The 18,503-nt window shown below is 61.1% G+C and carries 15 protein-coding genes; 8 read left to right on the top strand and 7 right to left on the bottom strand.

What is annotated here, in order from left to right:
- Nucleotides 1–221: 221 nt before the first annotated feature.
- Together ettA and VJR29_05660 are read left to right on the top strand one after the other, a co-directional pair.
- A complete protein-coding gene (gene ettA, locus VJR29_05665; GenBank protein ID HKY62891.1) occupies nt 222–1,910 on the top strand; it encodes an energy-dependent translational throttle protein EttA in 1,689 nt (562 codons plus the stop codon).
- Between the two features lie 25 nt (nt 1,911–1,935).
- Nucleotides 1,936–2,823, top strand: a complete 888-nt coding sequence (locus VJR29_05660) for a hypothetical protein (protein HKY62890.1) — start codon at nt 1,936–1,938, stop codon at nt 2,821–2,823.
- Here VJR29_05660 and VJR29_05655 read toward each other — a convergent pair.
- The 3 genes from VJR29_05655 to VJR29_05645 all read right to left on the bottom strand — a co-directional run bounded on the left by VJR29_05655 (nt 2,805) and on the right by VJR29_05645 (nt 7,608).
- The gene (locus tag VJR29_05655; protein ID HKY62889.1) at nt 2,805–5,270 is read right to left on the bottom strand and encodes a helix-turn-helix domain-containing protein; all 2,466 of its coding nucleotides are present in this window, start codon (nt 5,268–5,270) and stop codon (nt 2,805–2,807) included. The two genes, VJR29_05660 and VJR29_05655, sit on opposite strands and share 19 nt — an antisense overlap.
- A 241-nt stretch (nt 5,271–5,511) precedes the next feature.
- On the bottom strand, nt 5,512–6,735 hold the full coding sequence (locus VJR29_05650) for an adenosine deaminase family protein (protein ID HKY62888.1): 1,224 nt from the start codon (nt 6,733–6,735) through the stop codon (nt 5,512–5,514).
- 3 nt (nt 6,736–6,738) lie between these two features.
- Complete coding sequence (locus VJR29_05645; protein ID HKY62887.1) at nt 6,739–7,608, bottom strand: choice-of-anchor D domain-containing protein; 870 nt, start codon at nt 7,606–7,608, stop codon at nt 6,739–6,741.
- Nucleotides 7,609–7,741: 133 nt separating this feature from the next.
- Between VJR29_05645 and VJR29_05640 the strand changes: the two genes are divergently transcribed.
- The 3 genes from VJR29_05640 (at nt 7,742) to VJR29_05630 (ending at nt 12,844) form a co-directional block, all read left to right on the top strand.
- Nucleotides 7,742–8,371, top strand: a complete 630-nt coding sequence (locus VJR29_05640; GenBank protein HKY62886.1) for a trimeric intracellular cation channel family protein — start codon at nt 7,742–7,744, stop codon at nt 8,369–8,371.
- A gap of 101 nt (nt 8,372–8,472) precedes the next feature.
- The gene (locus tag VJR29_05635) at nt 8,473–10,848 is read left to right on the top strand and encodes a hypothetical protein (GenBank protein HKY62885.1); all 2,376 of its coding nucleotides are present in this window, start codon (nt 8,473–8,475) and stop codon (nt 10,846–10,848) included.
- Between the two features lie 133 nt (nt 10,849–10,981).
- Nucleotides 10,982–12,844, top strand: coding sequence for a right-handed parallel beta-helix repeat-containing protein (locus tag VJR29_05630; GenBank protein ID HKY62884.1), 1,863 nt, complete (start codon nt 10,982–10,984; stop codon nt 12,842–12,844).
- On the opposite strand, the gene VJR29_05625 is transcribed toward VJR29_05630, so the two are convergent.
- A complete protein-coding gene (locus VJR29_05625) occupies nt 12,816–14,420 on the bottom strand; it encodes a serine/threonine-protein kinase (protein HKY62883.1) in 1,605 nt (534 codons plus the stop codon). The genes VJR29_05630 and VJR29_05625 overlap by 29 nt on opposite strands.
- Before the next feature lie 242 nt (nt 14,421–14,662).
- Here VJR29_05625 and VJR29_05620 point away from each other — a divergent pair, with 242 nt between their 5' ends.
- On the top strand, nt 14,663–15,943 hold the full coding sequence (locus VJR29_05620) for an RNA polymerase sigma factor (protein HKY62882.1): 1,281 nt from the start codon (nt 14,663–14,665) through the stop codon (nt 15,941–15,943).
- 3 nt (nt 15,944–15,946) lie between these two features.
- Here VJR29_05620 and VJR29_05615 read toward each other — a convergent pair whose 3' ends face one another.
- From VJR29_05615 to VJR29_05605, 3 genes are read right to left on the bottom strand one after another with little or no spacing between them, the layout of a single operon-like run.
- Nucleotides 15,947–16,306, bottom strand: a complete 360-nt coding sequence (locus VJR29_05615; GenBank protein ID HKY62881.1) for a DUF1428 domain-containing protein — start codon at nt 16,304–16,306, stop codon at nt 15,947–15,949.
- A complete protein-coding gene (locus tag VJR29_05610) occupies nt 16,303–16,839 on the bottom strand; it encodes an SRPBCC family protein (protein ID HKY62880.1) in 537 nt (178 codons plus the stop codon). Before VJR29_05610 ends, VJR29_05615 begins: the two co-directional genes overlap by 4 nt.
- A gap of 10 nt (nt 16,840–16,849) precedes the next feature.
- The gene (locus VJR29_05605; GenBank protein HKY62879.1) at nt 16,850–17,194 is read right to left on the bottom strand and encodes a YciI family protein; all 345 of its coding nucleotides are present in this window, start codon (nt 17,192–17,194) and stop codon (nt 16,850–16,852) included.
- A 116-nt stretch (nt 17,195–17,310) separates the two neighbouring features.
- Here VJR29_05605 and VJR29_05600 point away from each other — a divergent pair, with 116 nt between their 5' ends.
- On the top strand, nt 17,311–18,075 hold the full coding sequence (locus VJR29_05600; GenBank protein HKY62878.1) for a hypothetical protein: 765 nt from the start codon (nt 17,311–17,313) through the stop codon (nt 18,073–18,075).
- Between the two features lie 16 nt (nt 18,076–18,091).
- Entirely contained in the window at nt 18,092–18,424 is a 333-nt protein-coding gene (locus VJR29_05595; protein HKY62877.1) for a hypothetical protein, read from the top strand.
- The last annotated feature ends 79 nt before the right edge of the window (nt 18,425–18,503 follow it).

Here is an 18,503-nt window from a genome sequence, read left to right as displayed (position 1 = left end):
GGCTTTTTTTGCGGGTTTGGCCTGGTAAAGATAATCATGGATTGGAGGCTTGTCTAGGGGGCGGGGCATAATCCATTTTGCATCTCTGCCCAAGATAGGGAGGGGAGCCCGGGGCAAACAAGAACGATTTGGCATAACGACAATCATGGTCCTAACGTTGCTTGATCTTCCGCCGATAACCGGCTAATCCACCCCTCCCAAATCCAGAGCCAAAGGTTTTTATGTCGAACGAAGCCGAGAAAATCATCTTTTCGATGGTCCGGGTCAGCCGGGTCCATCCACCCAAAAAGCAGGTCCTGAAGGACATTTCGCTGTCATTTTATTACGGCGCCAAGATAGGCGTACTGGGACTCAACGGGGCGGGGAAGAGCAGCCTGCTGCGGATCATCGCCGGCGTCGACAAGGAATACCAGGGCGAGGTGACTTTCTCCAAGGGCTACACCGTCGGCCTCCTCGAGCAGGAACCCCGGCTCGACCCCGAGAAGACCGTTCGGGAGGTGGTGGAGGAGGGCTGCGGCGACATCGTCAAGCTCCTCAAGGAGTACGAGGAGATCAACAACAGCTTCGCCAATCCGATGTCGGACGACGAGATGCAGAAGCTCATCGAGCGCCAAGCCGAGGTCCAGGAAAAGATCGAGGCCGCCGGCGCCTGGGAGCTCGACAGCAAGCTCGAGCTGGCGATGGACTCCTTTCGCTGCCCGCCGGCCGACGCCAAGATCGCCAACCTTTCCGGCGGCGAGAAACGGCGGGTGGCCCTGACTCGCCTCTTGCTGAGCGAGCCCGACGTCCTGTTGCTGGACGAACCGACCAACCATCTTGACGCCGAATCGGTCTATTTCCTCGAGCGCCAGCTTCAGGCCTACAAGGGCACCGTCATCGCCGTCACCCACGACCGCTATTTCTTGGACAACGTGGCCGGCTGGATTTTGGAATTGGACCGGGGCTACGGAATTCCCTGGAAAGGCAATTACTCCTCCTGGCTCGAGCAGAAGGAGCGGCGCCTGGCCCAGGAAGAGAAAGCCGACGACAAGCGGCTCAAGACCCTGGAGCGGGAGTTGGAATGGATCCGCCAGACCCCCGGTGCCCGCCGCGCCAAAAGCAAGGCCCGCATCACCCAATACGAAAACTTGCTGGCCCAAGAGAACGAGAAGCGGCAAGACGACATCGAGATCTACATCCCGCCGGGCCCGCGGCTCGGCGAGCTGGTCGTCGAGGCCCAGGGCGTCAGCAAGGCCTACGGCGACAATCTTTTGTTCGAGAATCTCAATTTCAAGCTGCCCCAGGGCGGGATCGTCGGCGTGATCGGCCCCAACGGCGCCGGTAAAACGACGCTTTTTAAGATGATCATGGGCGTGGAAAAGCCCGACGGCGGCAGCTTCAAGATCGGCGAGACGGTCAAGCTGGGTTACGTCGATCAGAACCGCTTCTCGGCCACCGATGACAAGAAGACGGTCTACGACGTGGTTTCGGGCGGCCTCGAAACCTTAAAGCTCGGCAACCGCGAGGTCAATGCCCGCGCCTACTTGGCCCGATTCAATTTCTCGGGCACCGACCAGCAAAAGCCGATCAGCGTCCTCTCCGGCGGCGAGCGCAACCGGGTCCATTTGGCTCTCACCTTGAAAGACGCCGGCAACGTCCTGCTGCTCGACGAGCCGACCAACGACCTCGACGTCAACACCCTTCGGGCGCTGGAGGTGGCGATGGAAAATTTCGTCGGCTGCGCGGTCATCATCAGCCACGACCGCTGGTTTCTCGACCGGATCGCGACCCATGTACTAGCCTTCGAGGGTGAGAGTCAGGTAGTATGGTTCGAGGGGAATTTCTCGGATTACGAAGAAGACAAGAAGCGGCGGCTCGGTCCCGAGGCCGAGAAAATCCACCGCATCAAATACAAGAAGTTCAAGCGTTAGCCGGGATATAGGGGCTCGGCACAGCATGAAATATCGCTCCATCTTTGCGCCCAGCAATGCCAAGGAACGTGCGGAGAATTTCGAATCCTATTGGGCCTACACCCAAGACCATGACGGTCCGATCCTCGAGTCCGAAAAGGACCTCGCCAAGAAGAAAGCCAAGCTGGCTTCCTTCCACACCCAAAAGGTCCGTTCCCGGAAGCCGCTGCCCGACGCCGATCTGTTTTACCGCAATTTCGTGGAGTGGCGGGACCAGCCGGCGATGCTCGACCGGAAGACCCTGCTGCTGACCTGCATCTACAAATTCGCCCGCCACGAATGGGCCGGCATTTCCGAAGCCTGGGAAACCATCCCGACCTTCGGCGAGTCCAAGACCGTCACCGAAAAGATCAGCCGCTATCATCTCTGCGAGGAGTTCTGCCACGTCCGGCTTTTCCATGAGATGTTCCGGACCTTCCAATTGGATGAGGTGGAGTGGGTGCCTTTCCCCAAGCTCACCCAGAAGACCTACCGGATGTTCTCGAAATTCCCGGAGATGGTGATGAGCCCGCCGGCCTTCGTCAGCGAGCTGATGGGCATGTCCTTCTACCTGGCGGTGGATCGGCTCTTGGATTCGGTCTTCGCCGACGAGCCCGAGGCCAAAACTCGGGTTCGCGAATTGCTCCACGAGATCATGACCGACGAGCTGGCCCATATCGGCCAACGCCGGAATTTCATCGGCCCGCTCGGGATTCAAGCTTCCAAGCTCATGGTCCGGCCGATGATCACGATGTTCTTCCGCGACATCCCCGAGGCCAAGTACCTTTTCAACATCCCCAGCATGGTCCGGGAAGGCTTGGCCTTCGACTACAGCCAGGTCACTCCGGAAATGATCGCCAAAAGCTGGGTGCCGTCCTACTGCATCGGCCGATAATCTGCCAAGAGCAAGGCGTAGGTGCTCCGGATCACCCGGTCGAGCTGCTCGGCCTTCCGGTAACCGGCATCGGGTGACCCTTCGAATTGAGATTGTCGAATCCAATCCGGAATCGGGCGAGCCATCAAGGCGCCGATGGTGCTCAGGCCCCGGTCCTCGAGAAGCTTCCGGGTGATTGGCGGAAGGTCCAGCGCGGCCAGCGGTTTGCGAGCGTAGGTCTGGCCTATCGCATCCTTGATTAAACCGGGACGGAAGACGAGATGGTGCCGGTCGAGGCCCTCACGATTGAGGAAGCTTTGGAAGTTCGGATCGAGGCCGGCCATCGCTTCGCGGGCCCCGAGGCTGCCGAAGGTTTTTTCGAAATCGCGGTCAGTGAGCAGGAAAACGTCGCGCAGCGATTCCACCCCCATCGCCCGAAGCTGCGAGAGCTGAGTTTCATCCAATCCGAGTCCGGCCAACGAATCGCCGCGATGGGCCTTTTCTCCCCAAAGCGACATCGCTTGGCGCAGGGCCGGCGTATAGAAGAGCATCGTTCCCTTGCCGTAGATTTGATAGATATTCAGCTCGGAGTTGGCATCGTGCCTTTGGATGAAGTCGAGCAGGTCCCGCGGCGGTCGCGAGAAGGACTCGGCGACCCGGTCAAGCCGGCCCTCGAAAGCGATCATGCGACGGATTAAGTCAGCTTCCTCGACGCCTTCCAACCTCGGTGGGCGCTCCGGCAACAGCGGCAACGGCAACTCGAGGCTGGGCCGGTCGGGCACCGGCGGCCGATAGCGCCGGGGGGGAGCGCCGTTCATCAGCGCATAGACGGAGCGAATCACCGAATCGGTCAAAGCCTCGCGGGTGCCGGGCGAGGACTGCGGCGGGACGCCGTCGCGGGGAATCCAGCGAGGGATGGGCCGAGCCATGAGCTCACCGACCGTATGGATTCCGGCCACGCCCAGGATCGTGTCGATCCGCGGCTCCAGCCCCAAATGCTCGATGGGATAATCCCGGAAAATTTGGCCGATCGCCGATTTAACGTCGCCCTCGCCCAGCGGATGGTTGGGCAGGACCGTGCTTTGGCCATTGGCTATTCGGCGATCGAACTTCTGCTCGATTTCCCTCAAATGGGCCGAAATGGCGGTGACCGGTTCCTCGGCACTCGCCGCTTGGTGAAATTCGTTTCGTTGGGTGAGCAAAAGGTCCCAAAGGCTTTGGATCTCCAAGCGCGAAAGGAAGCGGCTGGCCGGCAGGCTCAGCCCCAATTCCTCGAGGCTCCGAGCACGATAGAGGTCGGCGCCGAAGACCGAATGGGCCCGACTCAAGGCCGGCCGGTAAAAAAGCATCCGCCGGCCGCTGAACACGCTGAACTCCGAAAACCCGTCTTCGGCCTCGAGCCGGCGCCGCAGGGTTTGCGGCGAAAGTCCGAGCTCGACTGCGGCGGCATCGTGATTGCCGCGGTGCTTGAGCAAGATGGCGGCGATTTCAGCCCTCGAGCGGGCCGGAGTCTCCGGCGTCGGCTCGGCGAGCCGCAGCCCGGTGGAGGAGGGACGGGCCGGAAAAAAGTCCGCCGGCAATCCCTGGCTCATGTTCGCGATGGTGGGGCCTTCGGCCATTGCCATGACGCCGATCGGCAAGGGGCTCGAGAACGGTTTCTCCAATGCCGCGGCCCATTGGTCCATACGCGATTCCATTCGACCGAAACCCGGGCCCAGAGCTTCATGGAGGGCTCGTCCGGCGATCTGAAATTGGAGGTAGGTTCCCAGCGAGTGGGCCAGTAGATGGCTGGGGGAGTCGAAATGCTTCAGTCCGGCCAGGCTTTCCAAATAAGTGCCGGCGACGACACCGCCGTAGATCGAAGCCTGCCGGGTGAAGCGATCCACCCGCAATTTCCGAGAGGCCATCCCGGCCCCTCGCATCCCCCCCAAGAAGAGATAGCTTGAAAGGACATCCCGCTCCACGGCGCTTCGGCTCCAGTCGGCCGGCCGGCCGAAGGCGGTGTGGGTCAAGCGATTCAAGAGGGGGAAGGAAAGAGCTTCGAGGTTGAAGGCGGCTCCGCCGGCAACGGCACTCAGGCCGGCGCCGCGCAGGCCGGCTTCACCGAGGCAACGCAGAAACAAGAGCCGGGAAGCCCGGAACGTCAAGCCGGCTCCGGCCATTGCGAGTAGCGCCGGTGGAGAAAGCGCATGATCGGCCGTTTCCTGCAGGAAATGCTCGGCCTGGGCTCCGAAGGATCCGCCACCGCTCCAAACCGCGAGGCGCTCGCTTGCCCGCTCTCGAAAGGCTGAGGGGGTTGCTTCGTTTTGCTGGAGGAGCCGATAAGCCCGGAGGGCCGATTCGGGATGGCCGTTTCGTTCTTGGTTTCGGGCCCAATGCCATAAGCCGGCGAAGAGCAGCTCCGGGTCCCGCTCTCGGCTCAAAGCGCGCAAGTGCTCGGCACCGGCTGGCGGCTCCGGAAAGAGCAAGCTTCTGAGCAGGCTCTCACCGGAAAATTCGGAAGACGTCGAGGCAGGGCGATGCCCGGAAAGGGGCGCTAGACGAAGCGTCGGTGTCAAAAAGATCTTCTCCTCTATCCCATGTCGCGATGAGCGGCATCGATTAGCTAATCAAGAGTCATGCCGGATCGTTTCTCATATTTTTCAAGGGTTTTTGCTTTTGGGAAGGAGGCCGGAAAGGCGATAATTGAGGCGACTGAACAAGCTTTAATCAATTTTTGAACTGCGCTTCGACTTTCTCATAATAGTCGATGACCCGCCGGACGTAGGCCCGTTTTTCGACGTAAGGGTGGGCCGAAAAGCTGCGCTTGAAGCCATAGACGATGATGTCGCGGAGAACGTCGGCTTCGACGTTGAAAGCCTCGACGACTTTTCGGATTTCCTCGGTCACGGTCGTGTTGCTGACCAAGCGATTGTCGGTGCAGAGCGTGACCGAGAGGCGTTCGGCCAGCATCCGCTTGACGGGATGGTTCTCGATCCCGCCCAAGCTCGGAATGGTTTGGAGGTTGCTCGTCGGGCAGACCTCGATCGTGATTCGCCGGTTGGCGATGTATTGGACCAGCTCGCGGGTGTAGGCTTCGCGCTCCGAGCTGGGAAGATGCTCGACCAGCTCGCTGGCGAACAGATGGGTGCCGTGTCCGATCCGGTCGGCATGGCATTGGGTGATGGCCTGAAAGATCGAGGAGGGGCCGTAAGCCTCGCCAGCGTGAACGGTCTTCATCAGAAAATGCTGATGGGCGAATTCGAAGGCCTTGCGGTGGGCGTTGGCCGGCCAGCCTTTCTCCTCGCCGGCCAGGTCGAAACCGACCAGCGGGACGTTGCGGCGGTCGCGCAGCCCGACCAAGGCGCGGACCAACTCTTGCGACGCGATGGGATAGATCTGGGCCGGCGGTGTGTAGCGGTGACAGGCGACGAAATCCTTGAAGTAGGGCGAGAAGCTCGCACCGAATTTGCGCATCGCGCAGCCGATGATCCCGTAGTCGAAGGGCGGCTCCTCGCCGGCCGCGATCTTGGGCTGGGCATTGATCTCGCGCTTGGCCTTGGCCAGGCCCCGGTCCACCGCCAGGACGACCTCCTCGATGCTCAGCTTCTCCGAGGCGCAGAGCTGGGGGGCGAAGCGCGGCTCGATATAGCGGACGCCCTCGGCGAAGCAGTCGATCGCCAGCTCGTAGGCCACCCGTTCCAAGGATTCGGGGTCGCGCAGCACCGCGCAGGTGAATTTGAAGCCGTGGAGGTACTCGGTCAGATCGACATAATGCTCTTTGAACACCAGCTCGCGAAGGCCGGCGGGCTCGTAGGATGGCAACTCCAGCGCCTGGGCCTTGGCCAGCTCGATCAAGGTTTCGAGGCGAAGCGAACCGTCGAGGTGAACGTGGAGGTCGGTTTTGGGGATGGCCCGAAGGAATTCGGCGCTCCAGGAAGCTTTATTGGCCATGCCTCATTTTAGGCGGCGCCGGAAGCCGAGCACAAGCACGGAAAGCGCCAGGCCTAGATAAACAGTCCCGAGCGGCGTGACCGGGGCCGGCGAAAGCGAGCAGCCGCCGGAGCTCGGCGGCGGCGCGGCCGCGCCGCCGTTGCCCTGCAGGCGAATCACGATCGGCGCGCCTTCGGCGTTGCCGGCGACGGCGAGCGCGCCTTGCAGGGAACCGTTCTCCATCGGCGTGAAGTGGGCGCCGATACTGCAAGTGGACCCCGGCTTGATCGGAAGCAAAGAGCAGGTTTCGACCAAGCTGAAGCTCGCGGGATCGTCACCGCCCAACGTGATGGTTTTCACCCGCAGCTCGGAGGTCCCGACGTTGGTGAGGGTCAGGCTCTGCAGCTCGCTTTGGGCGTAGAGATCGGTGGCGGGGAAATCCAGCGATTGAGCCGAAAGCAGGACCTGGGTCGGGCTCGGCGAATCGGCTGTCGAAGGAATGAAGCTGCCGTCGATGCCCAAGCCTTCCAGGGGAATGAAATTGATCAATTGGCCTTGGGCGTCGATCAAGACCAGGGCCGAGGCATAATGGCCGAATTGCTCCGGCTTGAAGACGACCGAGAAACTGCAGCTTTGGCCGATGGGAAGGGGCTCGATGGTGCAGCTGTCCTCGACGATCTCGAAATGGGCCGCGTCGCCGACCCGGGCTTGGAAGCTTCCGATCTCGCCGGGCTGCAGGCTGACGCTGAGCGCGACCGAGGTCTCGCCGATGGCGGTTGCCGGGAAATTCAAAGCCGTTGGAACGAAGGTCGGTGGGGCCACGGTTTGGGCCCAAAGGCTGGTCCCCCCGCAGAGAAGGCACAGAACCGAAAAGACGCGTCGCAGAAGTTTCATGGCTTGTCCGGGGTCTATTGGAGGAGTGCTTTAACCTCTCTCTTTATAAAGAAGAATCGCGCGAAATCGAAGAAGATTTTGGGTGATTGGTAGGTTATTGATATTATTGAGGTTGTAGGTTAGCTATTTTCCGATGAGCGAAGCCAAGCATCGTTTTTTCCGGACTCTAACCGCCTTGGACCTCGCCGGCATTCTCATCTTTGCCTTGGAGGGAGGGATGGCCGCGATTCACGGCGGTCTCGATCTGCTCGGCTTGCTGGTTTTGGCTTTTGCCACCGCGCTGGGCGGAGGGATCGTTCGCGACCTCTTGATCGGCGCGGTTCCACCGGCCACCTTGCGCGATTGGCGCTACCCGGTGACCGCCTTCGTTGGAGGCATCGCCGTCTTTTTCCTCCACCGGCTCGCCGACGGGATTCCACCGAATCTCATGCTGGTGTTGGATGCCGTCGGCTTGGCCACTTTCGCGGTCGCCGGTGCCCAAAAGTCGCTCGACTACGGCATCCATCCTTTCATCGCCATTTTGATGGGCGGAGTGACCGCGGTCGGCGGCGGAGCGATCCGCGACATGATGTTGGTGGAGGTGCCGATGGTCCTTCGGTCGGAGGTTTACGCGACCGGCGCCCTGGCCGGCGCGGCGGTCGTCGTGCTGGGCTGGAAAATGAAATGGCCGGTGTTTTGGGCTTCGCTGCTCGGCGGCCTGACTTGCTTCGGTTTGCGGATACTCGCCGCCTCCCGCCATTGGAATTTGCCGAGAAGCTTTTAATCTTTTCAATCGAGCCTTTACAAGGCGCCGCCGCCGACCAATAATATCTCCATCCTGCCTTAGGGGTATGTGGAAAATCGATCATATTGGGGAGGTGTCGGATGCGGCACGCAGTCTCTCGTCTTGCCTTATTCTCGCTGGCGCTCTTCACCTTGGGCGGCGGCCCGGCCTTCGCCAAAAACAATTCATCCTTGCTCGACGGGGCTTTCACCGACGTCCCGCCCTCGGCCCAGCCGGAGGCCTTTTATTCGATCGTGGACGGCGGGCCCCTGCACATCAAGAGCAAGATCACCGGAGTGGAGTTCCACGTGCCGAACAAGATCTCCAGCGAGCCGGGCGGTCTCTCGCCGGTGCCGATCCCCATCCTGCGCGAGGCCAACGGCGTGAAGTATTGGTTCATCAGCGGCGAGCTCAGCATGTACGCCACCGACGAGCTGGGCCAGCGGCTGGCCATCGGCCCGATCGACGAGAATGGCGTGAACCACCGAAACGAGGAATTTTGCTCGCCTTGCGAAGGCGAATGCATTGAGCCTCCCGAATTCGGCGCTTTCGATCCGGCACTCTGCTGCGAGCCGGGCCAGCCGGCTTCCCATCCGCGGGCCGGCCAGCCGGGCGCTTTCTTCGGGCTCAAGATTCCGATCGATTTCAACGGCGGCTTGATCCAAGCCCAGCCCGCCAGCGGTGACGGCGGCACGACTTATCCGGCCGCGGCGCTGCTTTGGCACGCCGTCGACATCGGGACGCTCCTGGAAAGGGGCTATGCCGTGGTTTCCTATGCACCCGGCGGAACGGTCCGGCAGAAGGTCCAGGAGAGCGGGCCGCCCATCGTCGACACCAATCCCTACAGCGGGAGCGGCATTTTCTTCGAGGAGATTTGGCCGAGCGGCGAGGAGTTCGCCGGCCTGAAATCTTATTACCGGGTCGCGCTCGCGAATCGCGAAACCGGCGAGGAAACCACTTTGGACAACGGCTATTCCCTGCCTCTCGCGGTGGGAGGCGAGGAATTCTCGGTCGGCTTCGGCTGCAACAACTTCTTTTACGGCGGTCTCCAGAAATGGAATCCCGAAGGAATGTCCGACATCGTGGTCTTCGCCAAGAACCTGGTGAAGAAAGTGATGAAGCGCTCGGTCGATTGGGCGGCTTTCGTCGCTTGGTCGGGTTCGGGCATGCCGGCCATCCAAATCGCTTCCAGCACCCGCGGCGGCGCCTTCCAGGTTCCGCAAGGCAGCGGATCGCAGGCCGGCGGCGGCAATTACAACACTTGGGGCCAGCCCGAATCCGGCCTGCGTTACCATGCTTTCGTCTCCTACGCCGGCGTGGACGATTCCCAGGACTACATCGACTCCTTCGGCAATCCGGCCACCGTGAATCCGGACTTTCCGATCTCGGCGCCTTTCGTCTGGTTCGTGCCCGAGTATGACCGAACCTTGCCGCAAAGCGCCGCTTACCGTTATGCCAACGAGGTCTGGCGGAAGCTGGCGGCATTGGGCAAGGGAGAGAGGATCAACGACTTCATCCGTATTTATTCTTTGCCCAAGGCCACCCATATCGGCCGCGGCCAGCTTTTCGCGGGCTATGACAGCCGCTCGCGCAAGGGCGGAGGGCTCTGGTTCGAGTACGAGGACATCCTGCCCAATCCGGGGGCGATCAACGAAGATCGCCGCGGGATGCGGGTCTCCAACGGCCAAGTCGAATATTTCGGCGCCAACCCTTACAGCGACGGCTGGGACTACGGCTTGCAGGGCATCGCCAAGCTGCCCCGGGATACGGCGCTCTGGCTGCAGACTTTCGAGAACCTGCGGGCTTACTCGAAGCGCGGCATTCCCTTGCCGGTGAGCCGGGTCGACGCCGGCTTATTCTCGAATCCCGACGCCATCGGCACCGATGTGCAGCGCCCCAACTACGTCCAGGTTCCCTTCTTCGAGGGATCCTTCGAGGAATTCCTGGCCTACGCCGACGAGCTTTCCCATTCGATCCTCGAGGACACCGGCGTGCCGCCTTCGCCCGATTTCCGCCCGCCTTACAGTCCTTCCTACCATTTCACCGCGACCGAGGTCGCCGAGCTGAAGAGCTTCGCCGCCGAAAATCCGCTTCGGCGTTCGATCCAGCCCTTGTTGTTGCCGGACGTCGCGGTTCCGACCGGCGGGCCGGGATTCTATGACGGCGATCTGGTCCTGCAACGCTTCCTGAGCCCTTCCGAGTTCAAGGCTCTTTATGGAAGCCATGCCGGCTACGTGGCGGCGTTCACGGTGGCCAGCCTGCAGAGGATCCTGGAGCGCTTGTGGGAGCCGAAGTTGGCGGCTCGCGAGATCGTCGAGGCCATCGCCCAGCCGGTTCCGCTGGCGTCCGGCGACAAAGCTTTGGCCCCCAGTGCCTTCCGAGCCATGGCCTTGCAAGTGGGGGAGGCCGAACCAGCGCCGAGCCCCCAGCGGAGCGCGGCCGAGGCCGGTTGCGTCAATTCTTGGCGCTGCCGGTGAAGCGCCACCCAGCCTGTATTGGCGGGCCGAGCCATCCCGCCGCTTGACGGCTTGTCGGGCTGCCTTTACCATTGATTTTCTGGGAAGCCAGGAAACGGTTTAAGCACTCCAATCAAATAAGGGGGGGTAGGGCATGAAGCGGTTCCTCAGCCTGGGGGCAATTGTATTCTCATTGGGCCTGGTCGGCCCGGTTCACTCGGCATCTTTCCTCGTCACTCCAAACGGCGATAACGATTGCGGCGACAACGAATGCAACTTCCAAAGCGCGCTCGACGCCTCCGAAGCCAATGGCCAGGCCGACAGCATCATCCTGGAGGCCGGCAATTACGACGCTTCGAACGGTTTCGCTTTTTTTGGAACCGACAATCTTTCCGTAGATATCAGCGGTGCGGGGCCCTCCCAAACCGTGCTGGTCGGCAATGGTACCAACCCGGTCCTTTCCTTGGACTTGACCGGTGCGGCCGTCGATGCCTCGGCTGATTTGACTATCACCGGAATCCGTTTCGAGAACGGAAGGAACTCGACCACCGGCGGCGGCTTGGCGGTCTATACCAACGACGCCGACCTCAAGGTCGACAATTGCGAATTTTTCAACAACCAAACCGATGCGACGGCGGCTTCGGCCAATGACATCGGCGGCGGTGGCTTGGCTTTCAACGGCCTCGATCAGGGTTCGGGCATCTTGGTGAACAGCCATTTTGAAGGCAATACCGCGCCCGAGTCGGCCGGTGCCGGCGCTTTGCTCTTCTCGGTCAACGGCAACGTTTCGGTGGGCGGTAACACCTTCGTTGGCAATTCGGCCCTGGATATTTTCGGCGGAACGGTTGGGCTCGGCGGCGGCTTAGCCGCGGTCTCAGTCATCGGCGAGGTCAAGGTCAGCCGGAATACTTTTCGGGATAACGAAGCCGGTGCCGGCGCTGGAGCGGTCGTGGTCGCCGTCTATGGATTTGGCACCGTCGACAATAACCTGGTGATTAGGAATATCGCGATTGCGCCTTCCGGCATGGAAAGCTTTGGCGGTGGCTTGGGCTCTATTTCCGTATTCTCCGAAATGTCGGTCACCAACAATACCATCGTCGACAATCGGGCGGTCAATGGGAGCGGCGGCGGCTTGTATATCGTCGGCGACGCGGTCGCCAAACAAGTAGTCTCCAACAACATCATTTGGGACAATAGCGCCGATGGCCCCGATTGCAGCTCCAGTTCCTGCAATGATGTGTATATTTCCGACCTTTTGTCGAGCACCGGGACCGAAGGCGCCACGATCCAATTCAACAACAACGATTTTTCGGATTTCGCCGCGGCTTGCGATCCGCTGCAAGGCTGCACGCCCCATCGCGACATTTCGCCGGCGACGAATCTCAACGTCGATCCGCTCTTCGTGAACGCCTCGCTGCTGAACTTCAACCTCAGTGCAGCCTCGCCCCTGATCGACAAAGGCTCGGCCACTGCCCCGGGCCTCGGCGAGGTCGATTTGGACGGCGGTTTCCGGGTTCTTGGCACCGCTCCGGACATGGGCGCCTTGGAATCGCCCTTCACGGCCGGCGGCGGGCCGGTTCCGACACCGACCGCTTCACCGGGGACTGAAAATTGCGCCAACAACGTCGACGACGACGGCGACACCTTGATCGACTGCCTGGATCCGGATTGCGCCGGCGCCGCGGCCTGCCAGGACCCGCCGGCGCCTCCGCCGGCCGACGACCGGGAGAACTGCGGCAATAACATCGATGACGACGGCAACGGGCTGACCGATTGCGCCGACCCGATTTGCGTCGGGGCGGTGGCCTGTCCGGCGGAGTCCGACGATGGCGGCTCCGGTGGCAACGATGACGGCAGTGGCGGCAATACGGTCACGGCCAGCGGTTGCGCCTTGGCCAAGGTGGAAAGCGCCCCGACTTCGGCGCTCTATTTCCTCCTGCCGCTCTCCTTGGCGCTGATTCTGAGGAGGAGGGGCTTGCCGGCCTCCTTCAACCGTGAGCCTCGGCGATTTCCTTGACGGGCTGATATTGCTTGAGGCCGGAGATCGGCTTCTTGACCGCGATGACTCCCGGCGAGAGGTGGAGTGCCCACCAATCCTTGGCCGCCACTTGATTCCAAGGTTTGGCGAAGGGTAGCGCCTTGAGGGCCTCGATCAGGTCGGCCGGGTTTTGGAAGCGGTCGCGTGGGTTCTTCTCCAAGCACTTCATGATGATTCCATCCATCTCGGGAAGGATCGCCAGCTCGGTGACCTCGGAGGGCCGCTTGGGGATCGTCTTGACGTGGTCGACCAGGAGATCGACGCTGTCGGAGTCGGCGAAGGGCGGATGGCCGGTGAGGGCCCAGTAGCCGACCGCGCCGAGCATGTAGAGATCGGTGCGGCCATCGACCCCGGCTTTGCTCTGGATCAGCTCCGGAGCGCTGTAGCGGGGCGTTCCCATGAAGGCGCCGGCTTGGGTTAGGGCCGCTTCCTCGGGCTTGCGGAATTCCTTGGCCAAGCCGAAGTCCAACACCTTGACGAAGTCGTAAAGGCCCCCGCGTTGGGTGACGAAGATATTGGAGGGCTTGATGTCGCGGTGAATGATTCCCTTCTCGTGGGCCTCGATCAGCGAGCCGCAGACCTGGTTCAAGAGGTAAGCCACTCGGGGCGAGGGCAGGGGACCGAACTTTTCGACCAGCTTCTGCAAGTCCAGGCCTTCGAGCATCTCCATCGCGTAGTAGAAGGTGCGGTCGGCGCAATGGCCGTAGTCGAAGATCGTGATCGTGTTGGGATGGGTGAGCGAGGCGCTGAGCTTCACCTCCTTTTCGAAGCGGGCCAGGGCCGTTCCGGCGTTTTCGCCTTTCGGGACCATGACCTTGATCGCGGTCGGCCGCGTCAGGAAAGCATGGGAGGCCTCGAAGACGACGCCCATTCCGCCGCGCCCGATCTCGCTCTTGAGGATGTAGTTCCCCAAACGGCGGGCCCGGCTCAAATCGAAGCGGAAATTGTAGAGGATCTTGGTGATCATGATCGAGATGCCCGAGAGGATGAGGACATCGATGGTCTGAGCGATGGCGGCATTGCGAAAAATCTGGAAGCCGCCGGCCGCCTGCCAAATCTGCTGAATGGCCGGAATGTAGCGATAGGCCAGGATTTGGCCCAGCGGAAAACTCAAGATGGCCATCGATCCGGCCCAAATCTGGACCCAGACCGGGACCGGCACGAAGGCGGCATGGGCGAAAAGCAGCATGGCGTAGGGATAAACCCCGGGCAAACGGGGCGAGAAAACCGCGAAGCTGAACGTCACCATCAGGATGTTGAAGGTGACGACCGCCAAATCGAGGAGCTGCAAGGCGCGGCTCGACCAATTCCGAGCGTGAATGACGAGGACGCCGAGCAGGAAGGAAGCCGCGTGGGCCAGGAACTGCAAGTCATAGTAAGGAGCGAAGGGACTCCAGTCGATGTTTCCGTGGCGCCGAAAAACGTAGCGGTCGACGAGGTAAACGGTCAGGGAGGTGACGAAGCCGATCCAAAAGAAGAGCAAGAGGCGGCCGCGCAGGACCCCCGCCGGCACCGTCGATGGACTGCTCCCTCTCGTGGGTTGAAGGTATTTCATCAAATCGCCCCTTGGAATTCGGGAATTATTCCAAATATCGCGCCAAATGTCGATTGCAGCGTCCCGATCCGTCGTTAGGGTGGAAGGAGGTTCCCATGTGCCCGGCTTGCTTGGCCACGGCCGCCTGGGTGGCCGCCGGAGCGGCCTCGACCGGAGGTCTGGCCGCCTACTTGATCCGGAAATTCCGACGAAAGCCTTAAGCTCGAGGGGCGTCGGCGCCCGCAAAGCGCTTGCGCCGCCTGGTGGCTCTATGCGAATCCTGCGTCATGCTGACGCAGGCCAAGGAGACTCTGGACCGGGTTTATCGGGAGGAATACGGCCGGATCATCGCGACCTTGATCCGCCTTTCCGGTTCCTTCGACCTGGCCGAGGAGTCCTTGCAGGAGGCATTTGTCTCGGCGGCCGACGCTTGGGGCCGGGAAGGCGTTCCGCGCAATCCCGGGGCCTGGCTGACGCGGGTCGGCCATCGCAAGCTGATCGACGCGGTCCGCCGGCAAAAGACCCGCAGCGATAAGCAGGGCGAGCTCAAGTATGAAGCCGAGAGCTCCCAAAACGACGAGGAATCTCCCTGGGAGGAGAATTTGGACTATCCCGACGACCGCCTGCGCCTGATCTTCACCTGCTGTCATCCTTCGCTGAGCAACGACGCTCAGGTCGCCTTGACCCTGCGCACCTTGGGCGGCCTCAGCACCGCCGAGATCGCCCGGGCCTTTTTGGTCCCCGAGATCACTTTGGCTCAACGCTTGGTTCGGGCCAAAAACAAGATCCGGGTGGCGAATATCGCTTATCAAGTGCCGCCGCTTGAAATTTTGCCGGAGCGTTTGGCGGCGGTGCAGACCGTCCTCTACCTTATCTTTAACGAGGGCTACACGGCCACCGCCGGCGACAGCTTGATCCGGAAAGATCTTTGCGCCGAGTCGATCCGCCTGGGACGCTTGCTCTGCCAGCTTCTGCCCGAGGAGCCGGAAAATCTGGGTTTGCTGGCTTTGATGCTGCTCCAAGATTCGCGGCGCGAAGCAAGGCTCAATGATCGAGGCGAGCTCGTGACTTTGGAGGAGCAAGACCGCTCGCGTTGGGATCGCCAGGCGATTGAGGAGGGCCTGTCCTGTCTGAACCAAGCTCTCGCCCAGCGCCGGGCCGGACCCTACCAATTGCAGGCCGCCATCGCTTCCTTGCACGCCCGAGCCAAATCTCCCGCCGAAACCGATTGGGCGCAAATCGCCGGCCTCTACGGGCAGCTCTTCCGTATCAATCCCTCGCCGATCATTGCCCTGAACCAAGCGGTCGCGGTGGCGATGAGCGAGGGGCTGGAGCGAGGCTTGGCCTTGGTCGAAGAAGCCGGGGCCTCGGGCCGCTTGGACAAGTATCCCCTGTTCCATTCGGCGCGGGCCGATTTGCTGCGCCGGCTCGGACGCGGTGAAGAGGCCGCCGCCGCTTATCGCCAAGCCATGGGCCTGACCGAAAACCAAGTCGAGCGGCAGTACCTGCAGCGCCGGCTCGAAGAGGTCGGCGCTTCCTCCTAGGCTTTAGCCGTCAACCAAGACCTTGAATCCGCCGTAGACCATCCGCTTGCAATCGAAGGGCATCTTGTTGGGATCCATCGAACCGGCGAGCCGGGGATCTTTCATGACCTTGGCGTTGACCTTGTCTCGATGGGCCCGGGATTTGTAAACGATGTAGGCGAAGACCACGGTTTCGCCGGGCTTGGTCTTGAAAGCCTTGGGGAAGGGAACTCCGAACTTCACGTTGAGGTCGTCGCCGACGCATTCCTTGTAATCGAGGGCGCCGTGGTCCTTCCACACTTTGGCGGCGATTTTGGCCATGCGGGCATAGGCTTTGATGTTTTTCTTGGGAACGCCCAAGACGAATCCGTCGACGTATTTCATATGTTTCTCCCTTCGGCGATCGACTTCAAGTCGGCCAAGCCTTTGTCGAATTGATCGCCGATCATTTTGTCCATGTTCATGAAAAGTCCCATCGCCTTGGCGATGAAGTTGTTCTTGCCGCTCACGCTCCAGCTGACCGTGGTCTTCTCGCCCTCGGGCTTGAAGGTGAATTCGGCCAGGCTGGTGCCGGCCATGGGCTTGTAGAAATCGAGCTGGATCCGAATCCGCTCGTTGGGCCGGCTCTCGAGAATGGTCATTTTTCCTTCGCCGACTTGGCTGTTGCCGACCCAACTGTAGACGGCTCCGGTGCCGGCGGCCGGACCCTCGTAGCCGACCTTCATCGCGGGGTCGAGCTTGCCCCAAGGATTCCAAACCGCCCAGCGGTGTAAATCGTTCACTTGGGCGAAGACCGCCTCGGGCGGCGCCGCGACGCTGATGCTCCGGGTCACCTGGAAGGTGGCGGGGCGGGTGGCGACGATGATGACGAAGAGGGCCAAGATCACGGCGAGGCCGAGCAGTGTTTTCTTCAGCATGACGGCTCCTTTAATAGTTGATTTCCATGACCGGTCGGACCTCGATGGTGCCGAGCCGGCCCGGAGGCACTTGGGAGGCGATCTCGATGGCCTCGTCGAGGTCCTTGGCCTCGATCAGGCAATAACCGCCGAGCTGCTCCCGGGTTTCGGCGAAAGGCCCGTCGGTGACCAAGCGCTTGCCTTCCTTGGTCCTAACGCTGGTGGCGGTGGAAGTCGGGTGGAGCCGGTCCGAAGCCAAAAAATGGCCCTGGGCCTTGAGCTGGTCGGTGAATCGGGTGCAATCGGCCATGATTTGCGTTTCCTGCTCGGGGGCCAAGGCTTGTTCGTCGAAGTAAATCAGGAGCATGTATTTCATGGCTTACCTTTCTCGGCATGAGGCTTCATCGCTACGACGGGCGAAGGGAAAAAATTCGACATCGGGGAGGCAAAATATCATAGTCCGGTGAAATGATGATAAAAAACTTCCGGCCCGTGGCGGCATTCTTCTTTTTGATTTCGCTATTTTCGGTTCCGGTTTCCGCGGAGACGGTTAAGGGCCAGTCCGGCCTCCTCCTGCCTTCGCAACAGGAGCTGCTGAAGCAGGTCGTCGGCAAGACCCCCCGGAAATACTTGGGGCAGATGGACCTTTCCGATCCGGGTCCGGTTTCGGTGGAGGGGAATTTCAGCTATTTGGAGTTCAGCGGCGACGTCCGCGGCCGAATCCTCCTATTGAGCCTGGACACCGGAGTCCTGGCTTATCTTCAAACCAAGCCGACGGTCAAGCTGTTGGACCTGGTCGGCATCGCCCAAGACCGGCATGTGTCCTTTTCGCCCGAAACCGGCCTCTATTCCAACGGCCGGGGCGAGTTGCTCTTTTGGACGAGCCATTCCCATCACAATGCCGGCGAGTCCTACCAGATCTATAATCTCCTTTTGGCCGGCGCCGAGCGGATCGAGCTAGTTTACGATGGTCCTTTCCTCTACAGCTTCTTGCTTTACGACTCCGATTGCCGGGTCGCCCAAAGCCTGGCGCCGGTGCCGGAGGCTTCGGCCGGAGCCGAAGGGTTTCCCAAATTGGCGATGAGAGTGCGGCAGGAGAAGCTTTGCTCCAAAAGCGGGAAGGAAGTCCGGCGCGGCGAGCGGCGCTTCGAAGCCGCTTTGACTTGGGATCCGGCGCGGCGACAATATATGGGCGGCTCCAAGGAGCTATTCCGGCTCAACCACTGCCGGATTGAGGGAAAGGGGAAGTGCGAATGAAAGTGGAGGCGGTCCCATGTCGAAGCGCCTGACTTTTTGGATTTCGCTCCTGACCAGCTTTGGCTTGATGCTGACCGGTCTACTCTATCTCTTCGGCCTACTCGTTGCCCTCAACGGCGTTCCGGAAAAACAAGGGATGGTGGCAATCGGCCTTTGGCTGATCTTGCATTTGGGAATCTTGCTGGCCTCGGCTTTTTTGGCGCTGCGCTTGGCGCGGCTTCTGATCACGAAAGCGGCTTGGGGCTCCGGGTTGACCCTTTGTTTGTCAGTCTTCGCCGCGGTCCTGCTCGGCGCCGGCGCCTCGTTTTTCGCGGCTCTGCTCTCGATTCTGCTGGCGGGAATCCGGTAACTCGATTTTTAAATCTTCAGGAGGACCACAGGTCCTTCCTCATTGCCAATGCGGTTTTCTTTAATAAATCGGAAGATGG

The organism is bacterium (assembly GCA_035281585.1).
Classification (GTDB): domain Bacteria; phylum UBA10199; class UBA10199; order DSSB01; family DSSB01; genus DATEDP01.
Note: the sequence above shows the minus strand (reverse complement) of the source record. Positions and strands in the feature narration are given on the sequence as shown.

What these genes read in the sequence shown, in the direction of transcription:
- ettA (HKY62891.1), top strand. Translation starts at nt 222, where the DNA reads ATGTCGAACGAAGCCGAGAAAATCATCTTTTCGATGGTCCGGGTCAGC.
- VJR29_05660 (HKY62890.1), top strand. Translation starts at nt 1,936, where the DNA reads ATGAAATATCGCTCCATCTTTGCGCCCAGCAATGCCAAGGAACGTGCG.
- VJR29_05650 (HKY62888.1), bottom strand. Translation starts at nt 6,735, where the DNA reads ATGGCCAATAAAGCTTCCTGGAGCGCCGAATTCCTTCGGGCCATCCCC.
- VJR29_05645 (HKY62887.1), bottom strand. Translation starts at nt 7,608, where the DNA reads ATGAAACTTCTGCGACGCGTCTTTTCGGTTCTGTGCCTTCTCTGCGGG.
- VJR29_05640 (HKY62886.1), top strand. Translation starts at nt 7,742, where the DNA reads ATGAGCGAAGCCAAGCATCGTTTTTTCCGGACTCTAACCGCCTTGGAC.
- VJR29_05635 (HKY62885.1), top strand. Translation starts at nt 8,473, where the DNA reads ATGCGGCACGCAGTCTCTCGTCTTGCCTTATTCTCGCTGGCGCTCTTC.
- VJR29_05630 (HKY62884.1), top strand. Translation starts at nt 10,982, where the DNA reads ATGAAGCGGTTCCTCAGCCTGGGGGCAATTGTATTCTCATTGGGCCTG.
- VJR29_05625 (HKY62883.1), bottom strand. Translation starts at nt 14,420, where the DNA reads ATGAAATACCTTCAACCCACGAGAGGGAGCAGTCCATCGACGGTGCCG.
- VJR29_05615 (HKY62881.1), bottom strand. Translation starts at nt 16,306, where the DNA reads ATGAAATACGTCGACGGATTCGTCTTGGGCGTTCCCAAGAAAAACATC.
- VJR29_05610 (HKY62880.1), bottom strand. Translation starts at nt 16,839, where the DNA reads ATGCTGAAGAAAACACTGCTCGGCCTCGCCGTGATCTTGGCCCTCTTC.
- VJR29_05605 (HKY62879.1), bottom strand. Translation starts at nt 17,194, where the DNA reads ATGAAATACATGCTCCTGATTTACTTCGACGAACAAGCCTTGGCCCCC.
- VJR29_05595 (HKY62877.1), top strand. Translation starts at nt 18,092, where the DNA reads ATGTCGAAGCGCCTGACTTTTTGGATTTCGCTCCTGACCAGCTTTGGC.